General features: G+C 70.9%; 14 protein-coding genes, 1 pseudogene and 1 riboswitch. Of the genes and pseudogenes, 7 read left to right on the plus strand and 8 right to left on the minus strand.

Annotated features, from left to right (window positions below):
• Positions 1-2 precede the first annotated feature (2 nt).
• Positions 3-284, minus strand: a pseudogene (locus tag CGL27_RS52635) (LLM class flavin-dependent oxidoreductase); the annotation flags it as partial.
• A gap of 194 nt (positions 285-478) precedes the next feature.
• Between CGL27_RS52635 and CGL27_RS43070 the strand changes: the two are divergent.
• The 3 genes from CGL27_RS43070 to CGL27_RS43080 all read left to right on the plus strand — a co-directional run bounded on the left by CGL27_RS43070 (position 479) and on the right by CGL27_RS43080 (position 4379).
• Positions 479-1396 (plus strand): flavin reductase, encoded by a 918-nt coding sequence (locus CGL27_RS43070; RefSeq protein WP_119992993.1) that lies wholly within the window; start codon positions 479-481, stop codon positions 1394-1396.
• A 73-nt stretch (positions 1397-1469) separates the two neighbouring features.
• Positions 1470-2897 carry a cytosine permease gene (locus CGL27_RS43075; RefSeq protein ID WP_119992995.1) on the plus strand — a complete coding sequence of 476 codons (1428 nt, stop codon included), beginning with the start codon at positions 1470-1472 and terminating at the stop codon, positions 2895-2897.
• 294 nt (positions 2898-3191) lie between these two features.
• The gene (locus CGL27_RS43080) at positions 3192-4379 is read left to right on the plus strand and encodes an IS701 family transposase (RefSeq protein WP_119994832.1); all 1188 of its coding nucleotides are present in this window, start codon (positions 3192-3194) and stop codon (positions 4377-4379) included.
• A 173-nt stretch (positions 4380-4552) separates the two neighbouring features.
• Here CGL27_RS43080 and CGL27_RS43085 read toward each other — a convergent pair whose 3' ends face one another.
• Positions 4553-5035: a MarR family transcriptional regulator gene (locus CGL27_RS43085; RefSeq protein WP_119992996.1), complete on the minus strand. Its 483-nt coding sequence runs from the start codon at positions 5033-5035 to the stop codon at positions 4553-4555.
• A 134-nt stretch (positions 5036-5169) separates the two neighbouring features.
• Here CGL27_RS43085 and CGL27_RS43090 point away from each other — a divergent pair, with 134 nt between their 5' ends.
• Together CGL27_RS43090 and CGL27_RS43100 are read left to right on the plus strand one after the other, a co-directional pair.
• Complete coding sequence (locus CGL27_RS43090) at positions 5170-6234, plus strand: alkene reductase (RefSeq protein WP_119992998.1); 1065 nt, start codon at positions 5170-5172, stop codon at positions 6232-6234.
• 155 nt (positions 6235-6389) lie between these two features.
• Complete coding sequence (locus CGL27_RS43100) at positions 6390-7217, plus strand: alpha/beta fold hydrolase (RefSeq protein WP_240450833.1); 828 nt, start codon at positions 6390-6392, stop codon at positions 7215-7217.
• 45 nt (positions 7218-7262) lie between these two features.
• Here CGL27_RS43100 and CGL27_RS43105 read toward each other — a convergent pair whose 3' ends face one another.
• Entirely contained in the window at positions 7263-8186 is a 924-nt protein-coding gene (locus CGL27_RS43105) for an SDR family NAD(P)-dependent oxidoreductase (protein ID WP_119993002.1), read from the minus strand.
• Between the two features lie 151 nt (positions 8187-8337).
• Between CGL27_RS43105 and CGL27_RS43110 the strand changes: the two genes are divergently transcribed.
• Entirely contained in the window at positions 8338-9204 is an 867-nt protein-coding gene (locus CGL27_RS43110; RefSeq protein ID WP_119993004.1) for a helix-turn-helix transcriptional regulator, read from the plus strand.
• Positions 9205-9229: 25 nt separating this feature from the next.
• On the opposite strand, the gene CGL27_RS43115 is transcribed toward CGL27_RS43110, so the two are convergent.
• Positions 9230-10213 carry an NAD(P)-dependent alcohol dehydrogenase gene (locus CGL27_RS43115; protein WP_119993005.1) on the minus strand — a complete coding sequence of 328 codons (984 nt, stop codon included), beginning with the start codon at positions 10211-10213 and terminating at the stop codon, positions 9230-9232.
• 104 nt (positions 10214-10317) lie between these two features.
• Between CGL27_RS43115 and CGL27_RS43120 the strand changes: the two genes are divergently transcribed.
• Complete coding sequence (locus CGL27_RS43120; protein ID WP_119993007.1) at positions 10318-11265, plus strand: AraC family transcriptional regulator; 948 nt, start codon at positions 10318-10320, stop codon at positions 11263-11265.
• A gap of 78 nt (positions 11266-11343) precedes the next feature.
• Here CGL27_RS43120 and metE read toward each other — a convergent pair whose 3' ends face one another.
• From metE to CGL27_RS43140, 4 genes are all read right to left on the minus strand, one after another.
• On the minus strand, positions 11344-13662 hold the full coding sequence (gene metE / locus CGL27_RS43125) for a 5-methyltetrahydropteroyltriglutamate--homocysteine S-methyltransferase (RefSeq protein ID WP_119993009.1): 2319 nt from the start codon (positions 13660-13662) through the stop codon (positions 11344-11346).
• A gap of 163 nt (positions 13663-13825) precedes the next feature.
• A riboswitch (cobalamin riboswitch) is annotated at positions 13826-14048 on the minus strand.
• Positions 14049-14185: 137 nt separating this feature from the next.
• Positions 14186-14395, minus strand: a complete 210-nt coding sequence (locus CGL27_RS43130) for a hypothetical protein (protein WP_014058984.1) — start codon at positions 14393-14395, stop codon at positions 14186-14188.
• 146 nt (positions 14396-14541) lie between these two features.
• Complete coding sequence (locus tag CGL27_RS43135) at positions 14542-15456, minus strand: AraC family transcriptional regulator (protein WP_119993011.1); 915 nt, start codon at positions 15454-15456, stop codon at positions 14542-14544.
• A 175-nt stretch (positions 15457-15631) separates the two neighbouring features.
• A complete protein-coding gene (locus CGL27_RS43140) occupies positions 15632-18814 on the minus strand; it encodes an endo-alpha-N-acetylgalactosaminidase family protein (protein WP_240450834.1) in 3183 nt (1060 codons plus the stop codon).
• Positions 18815-18818 lie beyond the last annotated feature (4 nt).

Consider the following 18818-nt stretch of genomic DNA (forward strand, 5'->3'; position numbering starts at 1 on the left):
GTGGCGATGGAGGCCGCCTGGCCGATCCGGATATCTGTCGTACGGGCGGCGATGTCCGCCCCCATCAGCACCGGGTTCGGGGTGATCTCGATCGCCTCGTGCCCGAAGTGGTGCTCGGTGTACCAGGTGGACCAGAAGCCCGCCCGGTCCGCGGTGACCGCGAACTCCCGGGCCTCCGCCATGACGTCGGCGTACTCGCCGAGGCGGCCCGGGGCACCGAGATTGTGGAATATCGAAAAGCGCATGCAGCGTCCGTCCTGTTCTTCCGGCTCACGCTGTGCCATGGCAGGGAGGCTAGGAGTCCGATTCTGGCTCCGTCAAGGGCTGCGGTCGAGGTAACTACTATTGACCTGTGTCTTTGCTGTTCGGCCGGGCCTCGCTGGCCCTTTTCCACTTCATTCATCCCTAGGTGTTGACAGCGACTGATACCCCTTCCTACGGTCCTCTGCCATACAAGAGCTGAGTGAGGGAAGACGTCATGACGCACACTCTTGACCGCACCGCCCGCATCCGCTCCACCTGGCAGGCCGTCTGGGACCGGGGCCAGGTCGACGCGCTCGACCAGTTGCTCAGCCCCGGCTATGTACGCCGACGCGGTCCCGCCGCGGCCCCCCAGGACCGAGAGCAGTTCAAGGAGTCAGTCCGCGCCATCCGCCGGGCCTTTCCCGATCTCCATACCGAGATCGAGGAGATCGTCGAGGAGGGCGAATCGCTGGCGATCCGCTGGCGCAGCACCGGCAGTCACACCGGCGACTTCCTCGGCGTGCCGGCCACCGGCAGGCCGGTGGAAGTCTCCGGCGCCACCTTCACCCGCTTCGACCACGGTGTGGTCAGCGAGGAGTGGGTGACCTGGGATCCCCGCCAGTTGCTGGAGGCGCTCGGGATCATCACCACCACCCGGCGAGCGGCCGTCGACGCCGATCTGGTCCGTGGGGTGCACCGTAAGTTCATCACCGGTGTCACCGTCGTGACCTGCCAGGACGACGGCAGGCCGCGGGGTCTCGCGGTGAACGCGTTCGCCAGCATCTCGCTGGATCCGCCGATGGTGCTGGTCTGCGTGCAGCGCACCTCCACCACCCACCCCGCGCTGCACCGGGCCACCCATCTGGGGATCAATATCCTCGCCGCCGGCCAGCTCGATGTGGCCAAGACCTTCGCCTCCAAGGCGGACGACAAGTTCGCCGGGCTGGCCTGGACCCCCGGCGAATTCGGCGCCCCGCTGATCGACGGGTCCTGCGCCCAGCTCGAGGTGGAGATCGGCGAGCGGCTGGAGGCCGGCAGCCACACCGTCTTCACCGGCCGGGTGGTCTCCGCCCGCCATGCGGAGCTGGCCCCGCTCGTCTACAGCGGCGGCGGTTTCTTCGACATCTCGCAGACCGCGCCGCTGCCGTGGTGAGAGGCCGCCGCCCGGATCCGTACGCCCACCGGTCCCCCCTGACGTCCACTCCTCCCGTCCCAGGAGCACGCCCATGACCCACGACGACACGGCGCCGGTGTACGGCAGCGCGGTCACCAAGGTGGAGCCCTTCGGGGTCGACCACATCCCCGACAACGAGCGGCACGGCAAGCCCAGTTCGCAGTTCTTCGTCTGGTTCGCCGCCGGTCTCAACTTCCCCATCATCCTGCTCGGGTTCAGCGCGGTCGGGCTCGGTCTCAGCTTCGGCGCGGCCGTCGCCGCGATCGTGGCCGGCGCGGGTCTCGGCTCGCTGCTGATGGCCGTGATGTCCCGGATGGGCGTACGGCTGGGGGTGCCCCAGCAGATCCAGGCGCGTGGTCCGCTCGGCTTCTTCGGCAACTTCCTGCCGGTGGCGTACATCAATGTGTTCGCCGGGGTCGGCTGGGCCGCCGTGACCGTGATCCTCGGCGGCAAGGCCATCGCCGAGCTGACCCATCTGCCCTTCTGGGTCTGTGGATTGGCGCTCACCCTGGTCGAGCTGGTGGTGTCCATCTACGGCTACAACATGATCAATTTCCTGCAGCGGGTGCTGACCTATGTGCTCACCCCGCTGTTCGTCATGATCACGGTGGTGGCCCTGGTCCGGGGCGCGGGCACCTTCGGCGCCGATCCGAAGGCACCGGACTACGTGGGCTCCACCGGCGGCTGGATCACCTTCGGCGGCTGGTTCCTCTCCTTCCTGGTCGCCTGGGCGCCGTTCGCCTCGGACTACTCGCGCTATCTGCCCGACTCGCCACGCGTGGTGAGCCGCACCGCCTGGTACACCGGGCTCGGCAACTTCGTCACCATCTGCTGGCTCGGCATCCTCGGCGTGCTCCTCGGCTCCAACGCCACCAGCACCGACTCCATCACCGCCCTGCACCAGTTGACCGGGCCGTTCGCCATCCCCGCCCTGATCGCCATCGGACTCTCGGCGCTGGCGCAGAACTTCCTCAACGTCTACGGCGGCGCGATCTCCGTCCAGACGCTGAAGGTGCCGGTCACCCGGACCCAGGCCGTGACCCTCATCTGCGCCCTGGCGTACGGGATCAGCCTGTGGGGACACTCGGGGATCGAGAACAAGTTCTCGGTGTTCCTCAACCTCACCGCGTACTTCATCGCGCCGTTCGCCACCGTGCTGCTGCTCGACTACCACCTGGGCGGCCGCTCCGACCCCGGCCGGATCGCGGAGCTGTACGACCGCGGACGGGTGCTCTCCTGGGGCTTCGTCGCCTGGGCCGGAGGTGTGGTGGCCTCGGTGCCGTTCTGGCAATCCGACCTCTACACCGGGGCGTTCGCCTCGGCGTATCCGCATGCGGGCGATCTGAGCATGTTCGTCGCGGCGGCCGCCGCCGCGGTGCTCTATCTGCTGACCTACCGGCTGCGGCCGCTGTGGACGCGCGATGTCCCCGCCACGCCCGGGCCGCGGCCGGAGAAGACGACGGCGGTGGCGGGCTCCTGACCCCCCGGCAGTGCACGGCCCGGGGCGGGCGGCGTCGTGACGGCGCCGCCCGCCGCCGAGGTGAGGCCATCATCCGGCACTAGTACTGCAGCAGCGTTTCGCTATCTGGCCTGGTCAGGAGTGTCGTCCGGAGTGTAGTGGGCTGGTGGTGTGTCAGGGGCGGTCTTGCCGGAGTGCCCCTCCAACGAGTGGATCGGGGAAATGGCCGGGCTGTGATACGGACAGCCTCCCAACGTGATCGACGAACATGCGGACGCGGCCTGGGAACGAGAACTCGACGACCTCTTCCTCTGCATCGGCCACCGGTTTGGCCGTGCCGACCTGCGGCGCCGGATGCGGGACTATGTGCGGGGCCTGCTCGCCCCTGTCGGCCGCAAGAACGGCTGGCAACTGGCCGAGTTCGCCGGGCATCGCACCCCCGATGGCCTCCAGCGGTTGCTGAATGGAGCAACCTGGAACGCCGCCGACGTCCGCGACGACCTGCAGTCATATGTCGCCAGGCACCTCGGCGATGACGGCGGGGTGCTCGTCATCGATGACACCGGCTTCATCAAGAAGGGCACCACCTCGGCCGGAGTGCGGCGCCAATACTCCGGCACCGCCGGCCGCACCGAGAACTGCCAGATCGGTGTCTTCGCCGCCTACGCCACCAGCACCGGACGGGCGTTGGTGGACCGGGAGCTGTACTTGCCCAGGTCGTGGACGGACGACCGCGAGCGCTGCCGGGCGGCGAAAGTCCCCGACGAACGCGGCTTCGCCACCAAGGGAGAGCTGGCCAAGCGCCTCGTACTGCGTGCCCTGGCCTCCGATCTCCCCCTCGCCTGGGTGGCCGCGGACGCCGCCTACGGGCAAGAGGGACGCTTCCGCCGTCTGCTGGAGCAGTCCGGTCTCGGCTATGTGCTCGCAGTGCCCAAGTCACAGCAGGTCTTCGGCCCGCGCATCGACCACCTCTTCGCTCAGGCTCCCGTGGAGGCATGGGAGCCGATCTCGTGCGGCGACGGGGCCAAGGGGCCGCGGCTCTACCACTGGGCGGCACTGGAATTGCCCACGGTGGCCGAGTTCGACTACCAGGGCGATGTTCCCGTCCGTCGGCGGTGGGCACTGGCCCGCCGCAGTCCCAGCAAGCCCGAGGAGATCGCGTATTTCCTCGCCTACGCCCCACGGGAGGCCGCGGTGGCCGACCTGGTGCGGATCGCCGGGATGCGCTGGCAGATCGAGGAGTGCTTCCAGGCCGCGAAGAACGAGTGCGGCCTGGACCAGTACGAGGTCCGCCGTTACATCGGCTGGTACCGGCACATCACCCTGGCCATGCTTGCCCATGCCTACCTCGCGGTCATGGCGGCCGACGCGGGAGCAAAGCGGGGTGCAGAAACGCTTCCGGCCCCCTGGCTCCGCTCACCGTGGCAGAAGTCCGGCGGCTCCTGGCGCCTCGCCTCACCGGGAACCGCCGACCCGACCGGTCGCTTCGCGCGCACATGCTGAACTGGTCACGCTGGCGCCGCAGGCGCCAGCTCGTCGCCCGCCACTGCCACTACCGGCGACGACTCCACTCGTTGGAGGGGCACTCCGGCAAGACCGCCCCTGACACACCACCAGCCCACTACACTCCGGACGACACCCCTGACCAGGCCAGATAGCGAAACGCTGCTGCAGTACTAGGCGTCGGCGGAGCCCTCCTCGCCGGGGGCGAGGTTCTTCTCGACCTTGGAGAGGATCCTGGCGAAGGCTTCGCGCTCCGCGTCGTCCAGCCCGTCCAGGATGTGCTCCTCCAACTGTCCCCAGACTTCCGCGACCTTGGGCCGCAGGGCGTAGCTCTCCTCCGAGGCCCGGACGAGCATGACGCGCCGGTCGTGCGGATCGCGTGCGCGGGTGACATACCCGCCCTGCTCCAGTCGCCGCAGCATCAGGGTCACGGTCGACGGGTCCAGGTCGAGCGACCTCGCCAGCTCCGACTGCCGGACCGGTCCGGCATCCCACAGGGTCATCATCAGGAATTCCTGGCCGGAACAGAGACCGGTCGGGCGCAGCAGCCTGCTGCCGGCGAGGCGGTGCAGGCGGGAAACGCGCGCCAGGGTCTGGCTGACGGCGCCGCCGTATCCGCCCTCCGTCGCGTCGGTGTGCGGGAGCTCTGTGGTCATGGTGGCAAGACTATCGTGGCCGCCCAATCATTGGTCGCCCCAATGAATGAGTTATGGTGGCTCTCCGGCGAGATCGTTGGCCGACCAATGATCTCGTTGTCCGCCGTCATGTCCAGCAACCCGCGGGAGCCGTTGTGACCACACCCTTCGATCCGATCGACCTTGCCGGACTGCGCCTCCGCAATCGCCTGGTCATGCCCGCCATGGGGCGTGCCCGTGCCTTCGGGCCCGGCGGTACGGCCACCGACTCGATGGCCACGTACTACGCGCAGCGGGCCACCGCCGGCCTGATCATCACGGAGGGGTCGCAGCCCTCACTGGTTGGCCAGGGCTTCCCCAATACCCCGGGGCTGCACAGCGCCGAGCAGATTGCCGCCTGGCGCCGCGTCACCGACGCGGTGCACGCCGCGGGCGGCACGGTCTTCGCCCAGCTCGCGCACGTCGGCAGGATCGGCGACCCCGATCTTCTGCCCGAGGGGCTGGTCCACGTCGCCCCGTCGGCCATCGCCGCACCCGGCCAGTTGTTCACCGTCCACGGAATGAAGGACTTCAGCACCCCCCGCGCGCTGACCTCCCAGGAGGTGCGGGAGACGATCGCCGATTTCGCCCGGGCCGCGCGCAACGCCATGGAGGCAGGGTTCGACGGGGTCGAAGTGCACGCCGCGTACGGCTACTTGGTCCACCAGTTCCTGGCTCCCAGCTCCAATCTGCGCACCGATGAGTGGGGCGGCTCGGCCGAAGGCCGGGTCCGGTTCGCGGCGGAGGTGGTCGCGGCCGTGTCAGCGGTCATCGGGGCACAGCGCACGGGGATACGCGTCTCGCCCGGCATTCGCTACAACGGAATCGAGGAGCCCGACCTCGAGCCCACGTACGCCCACCTCGTCCGGCGGCTGAACGAGACCGGCCCCGCCTATCTGCACGTCGTCGAAAGCTCCCGCGATCTGACCAACCTCCTCCGCAAGGAGTTCTCCGGAACCTTCATCCTCAACCCCGCGACAGACGGGTTCACCAGCGCGGCGGACCTGGCGCTCATCGAGGACGGCACGGCCGACATGCTGTCCTTCGGCGCGCTCTTCCTGGCCAACCCCGACCTGCCGGCCCGGCTGCGAGTGGGCGGACCGTACAACGCACCCGATACGACCACCTACTACGGCGGCACCGACGAGGGATACATCGACTACCCCTCCCTGGACGCCTGAGGGACGGAACGCCGGCCTGCCCTGTCCGCACCGGCCATCGGTATGCTCGATGTGGTGTGCGACGCTCCAGACTTCGACCTCGAGCCGTATACCGGATTCGACGCGAACCCCTATGTCGAGCGGACGTTCAGTAGCTGTCCGCTCGAGCCACCCCGTTGCTGCTTCTGCACGGCAATTGGCATGGGGCCTGGTGCTGGACCGAGGTGATCGCCGCTCTGGCGGGGTCCGGCCGCTCGGCTGTCGCTGTGGACATGGCGGGGCACGGGCTGCGCGCACGCCGGCCCGCCTGCCTCACCAGCCGCCCGTTCGATACCGAGGCACTGGCCACCGAGGTCTCGCCGGTGGCGGACGTGGATCTCGACCAGGCGGGTGACCTCCTCGTTTCGCAGATCAAGCGGGTCGGCCGGGGCGGCCCGGTCACGGTGATCGCCCACAGCATGGGCGGCACCGTCCTGACGCGAGCCGCGGAGCAGGCACCCGAGTCGGTGGCCCACGCGGTGTATCTGAGCGGGCTCATGCCCGCGTCGGACGTTCCCGCCCTCGCCTACCTCCGGATGCCCGAGAACGCGGGCGCCCTCGTCCAGTCCTGCCTCCGCGCCGATCCCGCCGCGATCGGGGCGCTGCGGCTGGACCTCGCCTCGGGCGACGCGGCGTACCGCAGGCAGTTGCTGGACGCGCTCTACGGCGACGTCGACCGGGCCGTGGCCCAGGCCGCCTTCGGACTGCTGACGCCCGACGCTCCGATCGGCATCGTGCGCGGCACCACCACCCTCACCCGCCATGGCTGGGGCTCGGTTCCCCGTACCTACATCACCTGCGCACGGGACATGGCGGTGCGCCCGGCCCTCCAGAAGAAGTTCATCAGCGACGCCACGGTGGCCTTCCCGGACAACCCGACCGCGGTCGCGGCGCTCCACTCCTCCCACTCGCCGTTCTTGTCCATGCCGGGCCAAGTGACGGATCTCATCGCGGAGTTGGGCTGATCCGGTCGGGACCCGGTTTCCGCGGAATGGCCATACCTCCAGAGGTCAGGCCGCGTGCGCCACGGTGAACCGTTCGACGGCGTCCCAGAGTTCGCGCTCGCGCAGCGGGTCGTAGGACTCCTGCGACGAGCGCGCCACCCGGGCGCGGTCGACGTAGGAGCCGGTCGGTGCGGCGGTCGTGCCCAGGACGGCATCGGCGAGGTGGCGGCCCGCGGTGCCGCGGCCGATGGCGAACGGCGTGAGGGTCATCACCGGCAGGACGCGCCGCATGGCGAACCGGGAGACGGGACCCGCGTTGCGGGCGAGACCGGTGCCGGGGACGAAGCCCGGGTTGTAGGCGATGGCGTCGATCCCGGCCGGAAGCCGGCGCGCGTACTCGTGCACGAGGTAGATCGCGGCCAGCTTGCTCGTCGAGTACGCGGTGCGGCCACCGGCCGTGCTGCCCGGCTTGGGGAAGGCGCCCGGGCGGGCGAGGACGTCGGGGGAGTTCCAGACCGGGCCCGGCACCATGCCCAGGTTGTGCTTGACGTCGCCGAAGTGGGTGTCGCTGACGGTGATCACGATCCGGGCAGGGGCGGCGAAGTGGTCCTGGAGCAGGCGGACGAAGAGGTGGTTGGCGAGTACGTTGATGGCGAAGGTGGCCTCGAACCCCTCGGGGGACTCGGTCAGCGCGTTGGTGTACTGCATGCCCGCGTTGCCCACGAACCCGCGCAGCGGTGGCAGATCACCACGCTCCAGCCGGTCACGGATCTCGACGGCGGCGGAGCGGACACTCCGCAGCGAGGCGAGGTCCGCCGAGACGTGCGAGACCGTGTGCCCGCCCATGGCGAGTTCCTCGGCGAGCCGGGCGCCGGAGGATGCGCGGGCCACGACGACGAGGTGCGCATGGGGCGACTGGCGCAGGATGTGCTCCGCGGCGACACGGCCGATCCCACGGCTCGCGCCCGTCATCACCAGGGTGTGCTTCATGAAAGGGTCCTTCACTGGTCGGCCGATGGCGCCCGGCTCGGGCGCGGCGGCTCCACGCTCGCCGCCTCCGCGCCCGCCGGCCAGTGCCGTCCGCGTCACTAGGACTGGCAGTACCCAGGCTCATCCGGCGCCGCGCGGCGAGAATGAAGCCATGGCTTCCTCCGGCTCCGACTTCGCCGCGCTCCTGCGCGCCTGGCGCGACCGCCTCTCCCCGGCCGACGCCGGCTTCGCCCCGACGGCCGGCCGCCGCGCCCCGGGGCTGCGCCGCGAGGAGCTCGCACAGCTGGCCGGGCTCTCCGTCGACTACATCCTGCGCCTGGAACAGGGGCGCGCGAAGAACCCCTCGGACCAGGTCGTCGGCGCCCTCGCCCGCGCCCTCCAGCTCTCCCGCGCCGAGCGCGACCAGTTCTACCGGAGCGCCGGGCTCCTGCCGCCGCGCGACGGGACGGTCAACGCCCATGTGCCCCCGGGCATCCAACGGCTCGCCGCGCGCCTGGGCGACGTCCCGATCGGGGTGTTCACCGCCGACTGGACCCTGGTGTGGTGGAACGCCATGTGGAGCGCCCTGCACGGCGACCCCGCCGTCCTCCCGGCCGCCGAACGCAACCTGGCCCGCGCCCTGTTCGGCAGCGGCGCCGCCCGCGCCGCGACACTTCACATCCGGCCCGCGCGCGGGCAGGACACCTTCGAAGCCTCGATCGTCGCCGACCTCAAGGACGCCACCTCCCGCTACCCCGCCGACGGCCGGCTCCAGCGCCTGGTGGGGGAACTGCGGGCGGAGTCCGAAGCTTTCGCGCACTACTGGGCCACCAGGACGACCGCCGCCCAGCACACGAGCGACCGGAAGACGATCCGGCATCCGGAGGCCGGCGACATCCACCTGGACTGCGATGTCCTCGTCGTCCCCGGCGCGGACCTGCGCATGGTCACCTACACGGCGGCGACCGGAAGCAGCGATGCGGGCAAGCTCGACCTCCTGCGCGTCACCGGCGCCCGCACCGCCGCTCCGCGCCCATGACCCGTGCCTTTGTGGCCGTACGTGGTCAGTGGCTGATGACGACCTTGCCGAAGCGTGGCCCCTTCTCGAAGTGGGCGAACGCCTCCGGCGCCTGGTCGAAGGGGACGACACGGTCGATGACGGGCCGCAGCCGGTGCTGGCCGATGACCTTGTTCATCCGCTCGAAGTCGCTCCGGCTGCCGACGCTGATCGACCTGAGCGTGGCGGCGCGGCGGAAGAATCGCATCACATCCATCCCGCTGCCCGACGCGAGATTGCCGACGAGGGCGATCTGCCCGCCGTGGGCGACGGCCTCGATGGACTGAGCGAGCGTTCCGGCGCCGCCGATCTCGACGACACGGTCGGCACCGCCGCCGGTGAGCGCCCGCACCTGTGCGCCCCACTCCGGTGTGCTGACGTAGTTGACGACATCGGAGGCGCCGAGCGTGCCGAGCCGTCGGGCCTTCTCATCGCTGGAGGTCGTGGCGAGCACACGCGCGCCGGCCAGACGGGCGAACTGCAGCGCGAAGACCGACACCCCGCCCGAGCCCTGGACCAGGAGCGCATCGCCCGGGCCGACTCCGCTCACCGCCGACCACGCGGTGAGCGCGGCGCACGGAAGCGTGGCCGCTTCCTCGAAGGAGAGCTGGTCCGGCACGGCGACCAGGCTCTGCTCGTCGAGGGCGATGTATTCGGTGAGCCATCCATCGCGCTGCGTCCCGTGGAGCTCCCCCCACTCGGGGAACCGACCGTACAGCCAGGTCGGATGGAAGGTGCTCACGACGCGATCCCCCACCCGGAACCGCGAAACCCCGTCCCCGACCGCCTCCACGACGCCCGCGCCGTCGGAGAGCGGGATACGCCCCGGCGGAACCTCGATGGGATACCTGCCGGAGACGATGAGCAGGTCGCGCGCGTTGATGGAGCTGGCTTTCACGCGGACCAGAACTTCACCCGCCGACGGAGTCGGCACCGGACGCGTGGCCGGGGCGATCAGGTCGCCGCCCGTATCAATCTGAAACGTTCGCATTTCCCCTCCTTTGTTCTCGGGTCATCTCCACGATAGGGCGGCCCGGCTGGACGATATGTATCCTGGCGTCCGCGGTTTAGCGCAGATCGTCCAGGAGGGTGGAGATGGATCCCGTCGACGACCTTCTCGCCACCATGAAGATCGAGGACGCGCGGTATGTGCGGGTGGACGCCCATGCGCCGTGGGGCATCTCGTTCCCTCCCCGGGACCTCGCCCGGCTGGTGCTGATCTCCAGTGGTTCCTGCCGGCTCGTCGCGGACACGCTCGCCGGGCCGCAATGGCTGGAGGCCAACGACTGCTTCCTGGTCCGCGCGGGCATGAGATTCACCCTTCAGGACACCACGGGCAGCGAGGTCGTCGACTGCGACGGACTGGTCTCCCAGGCTCCCGGCAACGCGGCGCGGGTCGGGGGCGACGGTGAGCTGACGCAGATCGTGTCCAGCCGGTTCGCCTTCGACGCCGTGGCGGCCGAACCGCTCTTCGCGCTGCTGCCGCCGTTGTTCCGGCTGAACCTGGACCACGCCTCCAGCCACCTCCTGCGCACCACGTTCGACCTCATCGCGAGGGAGAGCGCGGCAGGCGGGCTCGGCGGTGGCTTCATCATGAGCCGGCTGTCCGACGTGCTCTTCGTCCAGGCACTACGGACCTGTTGCGCCGATGTCGGGGGCGGCACCGTCGGCTGGATCGCCGCACTGCGAGACCCCCGGCTGGCCGTCGCCATGCGGGAGTTGCACGCGGATCTGGCCCATCCGTGGACGGTCGACGAACTCGCCCGCAAGGCGGGGATGTCACGCTCGGCGTTCGCCGCCTCGTTCAAGGAGAAAACGGGGGATACCCCGCTCGGCTACCTCACCTCATGGCGCATGTACCGGGTGAAGGTGCTGCTCCGGGAGACGCCGCTGAGTGTCCAGGAGATCGCGGTCAGGGTCGGCTACGACACCGGGAGCGCGTTGAGTCGTGCCTTTTCGGCCAGGGAAGGCGTCACGCCCGGGGCCTGGCGGAAGGACGAGGCCCACCGTCGGCGTCCCCTGTCCGGTGTGACAGCCGCCTGACCACGTCCGGCGTCGGCGTTCGGCGTTCGGCACCGGGGCCGGAGCGCGCGGCGCTCCGGCCCCGGCCGGTCGTCCGGGTCAGGACGCGGGCAGCTCACCGCGGACCGTACGGGCCGCCGTGACCAGGTTCCGCAGTGAGGAGCGGGTCTCGGGCCAGCCGCGGGTCTTCAGGCCGCAGTCGGGGTTGACCCACAGCCGCTCGGCGGGGATGGCCTTGAGGCCGGTGCGCAGCAGTTCCGCCGCCTCCAGCGCGCTGGGCACGCGGGGGGAGTGGATGTCGTACACACCGGGCCCGGCCTCGCGCGGATAGCCATGGGCGGCGAGCTCGCGGGCCACCTGCATATGGGAGCGGGCGGCCTCCAGGCTGATGACATCGGCGTCGAGGTCGTCGATCGCCTGGACGATGTCGCCGAACTCGGCGTAGCACATATGGGTGTGGATCTGGGTGCCGGGCCGTACGCCTCCGGTGGTGAGGCGGAAGGCTTCGGTCGCCCAGGACAGATAGCCGGGCCGGTCCTCGGCGCGCAGCGGAAGGGTCTCGCGCAGAGCGGGTTCGTCCACCTGGATGACCGAGGTCCCGGCCGCCTCCAGGTCGCCCACCTCGTCGCGCAGGGCGAGGGCGACCTGGCGGGCGGTGTCGCCGAGGGGCTGGTCGTCGCGGACGAAGGACCAGGCGAGCATGGTGACCGGGCCGGTGAGCATGCCCTTGACCGGGCGGTCGGTGAGGGACTGGGCATAGGCCGTCCAGCGCACCGTCATCGGCTCGGGGCGCGAGATGTCACCGGCCAGGATCGGCGGGCGGACGTAGCGGGTGCCGTAGGACTGCACCCAGCCGTGCTGCGTGGCGAGATAGCCGGTGAGCTGCTCGGCGAAGTACTGGACCATGTCGTTGCGCTCGGCCTCGCCGTGCACCAGCACATCCAGGCCGGTCTTCTCCTGGAAGGAGATCACCTCCTGGATCTCGGCCTTGACGCGCTCCTCGTACCCGGCCGTGTCGATCCGGCCCCCGCGCAGGTCGGCGCGGGCGGTGCGCAGTTCGCCGGTCTGGGGGAAGGAGCCGATGGTGGTGGTCGGCAGCAGCGGCAGGCGGAGGTGGGCGCGCTGGGCCGCGGCGCGTTCGGCGTACGGCTGGGAGCGGCGGGCGTCGGCCTCGGTGACCGCGCCGGTGCGGGCGCGGACGGCCGGGTCGCGGGTGATGGGGGAGTTGGCGCGGGAGGCGAGGGCGGCCCGGTTCGCGGCCAGTTCGGCGGTGATCGCATCGGTGCCGCGGGCCAGGCCCCTGGCGAGGGTGACGATCTCCGTGGTCTTCTGCCGGGCGAAGGCCAGCCAGCGCTGGATCTGCGGTTCGATGTCCCGCTCGGCCGCCGCGTCGAGGGGGACGTGCAGCAGCGAGCAGGAGGCGGCCACATCGACCCGGTCGGCAAGACCCAGCAGGGTGCCGAGCCTGGCCAGGGACTTCTCCAGATCGTTGACCCAGATGTTGCGGCCGTTGACGACACCGGCGATCAGCCGCTTGCGGGGCAGCCCGCCGACGGCGGCCAGCGCGTCCAGATTCGCGGCGGCGGCCTCCGTGAAGTCCAGCGCCAGCCCCTCGACCGGGGCCTTGGCCAGCATGGGCAGGGCCTCGCCGAGGCGGTCGAAGTACGTCGCGACCAGCAGCTTCGGGCGGTCGGTGAGGGCGCCGAGATCGCGGTAGGCGCGGCCGGCGGAGTTCAGTTCGGCCGGCGTGCGGTCCTGGACCAGGGCGGGCTCGTCGAGCTGCACCCACTCGGCACCCGCCGCCCGCAGATCGGCCAGGACCTCGGCGTACACCGGAAGCAGGCGGTCCAGGAGGGTGAGCGGCTCGAAGTCCGCGGGCGCGCCGGGGGCGGGCTTGGCGAGCAGGAGATAGGTGACGGGCCCGACCAGGACCGGCCGTGCCGCCAGGCCGAGGCCGAGGGCTTCCGTCAGCTCCGCGACCTGCTTGGCGGAGTCGGCCGCGAACACCGTGTCCGGACCCAGCTCCGGAACCAGATAGTGGTAGTTGGTGTCGAACCACTTGGTCATCTCCAGCGGCGCGACGTCCTGCGTGCCCCGCGCCATGGCGAAGTAGCCGTCGAGCGGATCGGCCGCGACGGCGTCCCGGTGGCGGTCGGGGATCGCCCCGACCATGACGGTGGTGTCCAGCACGTGGTCGTAGTACGAGAAGTCACCCGTGGGAACTTCGTCGATACCCGCCCCGGCCAGCTGCCGCCAGGTGGTGCTGCGCAGTTGGGCGGCGGTGGCCCTGAGCGCGTCGGCGGTGACGCGGCCCTTCCAGTAGCCCTCGATCGCCCTCTTCAGTTCCCGGTTGGGGCCCTGGCGGGGGTAGCCGTACACGGTGGCTCGTGCTGCCGCGGCTGCGGACTTCGGTGTCACGGAGATCTCCTTCGCGAGATGAATCCCTGAGATCCCGGCGACGGGAGGAGAGCGCGAAGGGTGACACACCGGGCTTTCGGTCTCGCGCGGCAAAAGCGCGGCCAACTGCCTGGTATGTACGCCGACCCGCCCTCGAGGTCACCGAGATGTCCGCGCACGAATCGTCCGTACGCGGGCAGATGGCAGGTCTTCGGACTCACGGGCGCGTCCTCTTGGAGGAGGACACCTAGTGGCCGTCGCTTCCCAGGCCCTCTCACCGGACCCAGTGCGTATGACGGCGGTCGTTCCCGCTCACCGCTGCGGGGCAGTCCCGGATTCCCACCGGGTTCCCTCTTACGACGCATCCCGCCTGGCGGACGGGGCGAACCAGCTGCACCAGCCAGCCTACGGGGCCGTCCGGCGGTGTGCAGGGGGCGGTCCGGTATTCGGGATGGTGAATTGGAACACGCGATGGCCGAGGGTACGACCGGTGCCGCCCGGGCCGTGCACCGGCCGCACCCCGTCCATCAGCGAGCTCAGGGGGTCAGCACGCGCCGGAGTCCGACCCGCCCGCCAGATTGACCGGGACGGTGACGAAGGAGAACTGGTTGCTGGCGCACACGCCGGGGAAGGCCGTGCTGCTGGAGTTGTTGACTGTGACATCGGGCGCGTCGTCCGCGATGGCGCCGCCCGCGCCGACGGCGAGGGACGCGGCGGTGAGGGCGAGCGTGGACAGGGCGGTCCGGATACGCATGGGAACTCCTTGCTGAGAATCTGCCGCCGGATATGACCGGCTTCGCATGCATGGTGCCCCTTTGGCAGGGCAATCGCGGCCTACCGTCCCCCCAATGGCGGAAGCCGCTCCTCGCAGCCGTCCGGCCGGCCCAAGGCCGCGTCCGGTCATCCGCCGCCGCGCCGACCGTCGTCCGCCGGTGCGGACAGCGGGATCGTCGGTGGACGGCTGGGGTCGGGGATGCGGTCGGTGAAGCCGCCGGGGACCGAGCGGCACTGCTGCTCGCGGAAGTGGACCGGTGCGGTGCCCACTCGGCGGGCGAACAGTCTGCTGAAGTAGGCGGGATCGTCGTAGCCGACGCGGCGGGCGATGGCGGCCACCGGCAGTTCGGTGCCGACGAGGAGTTCCTTGGCGCGGCCCAGCCGGATGCCGAGGAGGTAGTCCTTGGGGCTGCACCCCGCGCCGCGGCGTACCGCGGTGCGCAGTTCGGCCGGTGTCATGCCGTGCCGGGCGGCGTGTTCGGTCACCGAGAGCGGCTGGAAGGCGTCCCGGGCCAGGGCCTGGAGCACCGGATGTCCGTCGGCGCCGGTGTCGGCGCGGACGCGGCGGAGGGCGACGAGGAGTTCATGGACGGCGGCCGCGGTCTCGACCTCCAGGAACGGATTGCCCTGGCGCGCGGCGCGGGCGATCCGGCCGATGGCGCTACGGGCGGTGGCGGTGTCGGTGAGCGCGACCACGGGGCCGTCCGCGTCGAGATAGCCCAGGTCGGCGTAGGCGGCGGTGGCCGGTCCGGTGAAGTCGACGAACGCCTCGTCCCATCCGGTGTCCGGGTCCGGGGCGTAGTGGTGGGTGACACCCGGGGTGAGCCAGAGCAGCGCGGGCGCCGTGACGGTGCGGCGGCGGCCGTCCGCGCCGCGGAACCATCCGCGGCCCGCGCTGATGACCACCGCCACATGGTGGTCCAGGATGCGCGGGCCGACGACGGGCAGGGCGCCGTGCTGGAGGCCGACACCCAGACACACCAGGCCGAGCCGGTGATGGGCCGGGCTGGGCGTGAAGTACCGCATCCAGGTGTGATACATCCGCGGTCCCCTCCGGTCGGCTGCTCCCATCACACGCCGATCTTTGTCCACGGACTGCCCGGCCGCCAAGGGAAGGGTGGCCCTGGCGCGAGGGGGAGGGGCTTACCGGAGGTGGGGGTTGGCGGAGGGAGCCGGGTCGCGGAGGTGTGTCCGCGCGCTCGCTCCCTCCGCCGTGTCAGTCCAGTTCCTCCACCGTGAAGGAGTCGAGCGTGAACTCCGCGGTACCGCTGTCACCGGTCTTGCGCAGCCCCACCCACATCTCGCCGCCCGCGGGCGCGGTGACGGTGTAGCTGTGGGTGGCCCGCCCTGTGGCGGCGGGCAGGGGGGTGCGCTCCAGCTCGCGTGGTTCGGGTTCGTCCACGGCCGTGATCCAGGCGTACTGACCGGCCGCCTCGTTGGCGTACGTCAGGCTCACGCGGTAGCGCCGCCCCGGGTGGAAGCGGGCGGTGTGCGGCACCGTGCGGTAGACGAGGCCCGCGTTCTCGCCGCGTGACTTGAGGGACTGGCCGCCTTCGAGCACATCGTCGATCACCTTGCCGTTCCATCCGGCCTGGGTGAACGGGGCGTGCCGCTGGGCGATATGGGTGCGGGGGTCGGTCACCCCGCCCGCGTCGCCCTTGACGAACGGGCCCCAGCCCTGTGGCACCCGCTCGAAGTCCTCGTACACCAGGGTGCCGGGCTTCGTCGTGCGCTGGGCCCGCACCACTCGCAGCCGGTCGAAGCGGACGCGGGCGCTGCCCTCGGCCACCGCCAGGGTGAGGGTGACCGGGCCGCCGCCGTCGGGGACGGTGAAGGAGGTGAACATCCGCTGGAAACGGGTGCCGTGTTTGCGGTCGGCTGCCATGTGGTTGACGGCGGTCGAGGTCTCCGTCCAGTTCTCCGCGGTGACGCCGTCGGCGGTGTGCACCCGCAGCGCGGCCCGCCGCCGCTCACCGGCCTTCGCGCCCACTTCCACCTGGACGGAGGCCATATAGCCGCCGGGGGCCAGCCGGTCGAGTCGCTGGCCGACGGTGGCGGCCGCGCCCTCACCGATGACCAGTTCGTAGTCGCCCAGCGCGCTGCGTTCGACGGTGGCCGGGCCGGTGGTCTGCCGGCCGCGCAGCGATCCGGAGTGGAAGCCTGGGTCGTACAGCGGGGTGCCCTCGCCCCAGCCGGGGGCCGCCTGGGCACGGGCCCGGGAGCGCAGCACCACGTACGGGACGTCAGGGTCGGCCGTGATGCTGACGTGGCCGTCGCGCACCGGCAGGGTGACCGGCTCGGCACGCCCCTGGTCGGTGAGGCGGTACAGCACCACGGACCGCTGCCCCGACCAGCCGCGCGGCAGCCGCCAACGGGTGGTGCCACCCGCGGGGTTGTAGTGGTAGAGCTTGGCCGGGTCGGTGGCCTCGCGCGGCTCCCACGGCAGCAGATACCCGCCGCCGTCGTAGACCAGCCGTCCGTCGGTGGTGATGCGGCGGACGCCACCGGTGTCGGTGACCGAGGTGTGGCCGGGCCCCTCGAAGGTGATCTCGTGGTCGTCCCAGGTGCGGATGGGGTACGCCTGGAGGTATTTGGCGGGCAGGCTGTGGGTCCAGATGAGCCGGTAGAAGGCGGTCCAGTCGGTTTTGCCGGTCCAGCCCTCGAAGTTGCCCATCCGGGGGATGCCCAGCAGGGTCGGCCACTTGTCGGCGAAGACGTCCTTCTGGTGGTTGCGGATGAAGCGGATGAGCCGGGAGTTGATACCGCGCGAGGTGTCCGGGCCGTAGTCGGTCTCCGTGGCCCAGTGCGACCACAGCGAGGAGCGCTCCAGCCCGTGGCCCCATTCGGTGGTCAGTCGCCAGCCCTGGTCGCGCAGGGCCCGCTGGAGCCGGTCGGAGTTCCAGCCGGACTCGCGGAAGACGTCGATATAGAGCGCGGCGAGGGCCGGGTCGGTGTCGTTCCGCAGGTTCTGGAAGCGCCGGATGATATCGCCGGAGACCAGGTCGCGGCGGGGGTCGATGCGGTAGGACTGGTCCAGCCAGTCCCACTGCTTGTCGTTTTTGTCGACCAGCGTCTCGGAGAAGGCGTTGGCCACCGGATAGGACTCGGTGGCGTTGACGTGCACCGCGAAGTCGCTGTTCCAGTGGCGCCCGGAGCGCAGCAGGGTGTTGAGGTCGGCCAGGCCACCGGCGCGGGTGTTGTAGTTGCCCGCGTAGTCGGGGTGGGCGGAGTCATGGCCTTCCGACTGGTAGCCCTTGAGCAGGGTGTACTGCCGCAGTCCGTCGGTGGCCAGCGCGATCCGCTTGACGTTGTCGAGGGTGTCGAGGAAGGGGTTGGTGGCCTGGCTGGCGAAGTTGAACGGGATGTGCGGGACGACCCGCAGATGCTGTTCGTCGGCGCCGAGCGGGTTCACCATGATGTCGCGGAAGGCGATGGCGGCGTCCTGCCAGTCGACCATGCCGTCGCCGTTGCGGTCCCGGGTGAGGACCACGGTGGCCCAGGGCAGCGGTTCGGTGGCGCCGACGGCCGCGGTGGCGGCCCGGTGGGTCCACTCACCGCAGGTGAGCCGGGCGGTGATCTGGCCGTCCTCCCGTACCGTCTGCCGCCACAGCCGTCCGTTGTCCCAGGTGGTGCCCGCGGCGGAGGAGGGCTTGTCCCAGACCGTGTTGGTCTCGACGGCGGCCCCGAGCCGGTCGGTGCTGACGACGGCGTAGGCGCAGCCGATGGGCGCGCCGTCGGTGGGGGTGTCGGCCGTGAACCGGACGGCGGTGTCACCGCTCTTGGCCTGGTCGAGGTCGATCCGGGCGGCCAGCAGGGTGGCGCCCGGCTGGTCGGCGCGGACGCTGAGGAACGCCAGTTGGGGGATGCGCAGGGTGCCCACGCGCAGCGCGTCGGTGTCGGCGATCCGGGTGACCCGCCAGTCGACCTGCCATTCGCTGACCCGGATCCGGATGTCGATCTCGGCGTCCGCGCTGGAGGTGGACGCGTTGGCGGTGTCCGCGCCGGAGGTGGCCGTTGTCGTGCCGAAGGCGAGGGTGTAGGTGATGTGGTCGGGGCCGCTGGTGACGGCGGTGGTGCGCGGGGTGCGTTCGACGCCGTCGATGAGCACCGAACGGACCGGCTCCCGCTGGCCGTGCAGCACCGCGCCGGTCTCGCGGTCGATGTACGCGACGATGCGCGGGAACTCCGGGTCCACTCGGACCTCCAGCCGCTTCGACCGCAGCGTGCGCTCGGTGGCGCGGGCGTGTGCGGCTCCACGGCCGGGTGCGGTGTCACGGGCGTGCGCGGTGCCACCGCCCGTGCCGATGGCCGTTCCGATTCCGGCCAGTGTGGTGGTGACCACGACCGCTCTGCGGCCGGGCCATCCCTCCTTCGGCCGCCCGTCCTCTGCGTAGGTCAACGCG

This window comes from Streptomyces sp. 11-1-2 (genome assembly GCF_003595545.1).
GTDB classification, from domain to species: domain Bacteria; phylum Actinomycetota; class Actinomycetes; order Streptomycetales; family Streptomycetaceae; genus Streptomyces; species Streptomyces hygroscopicus_B.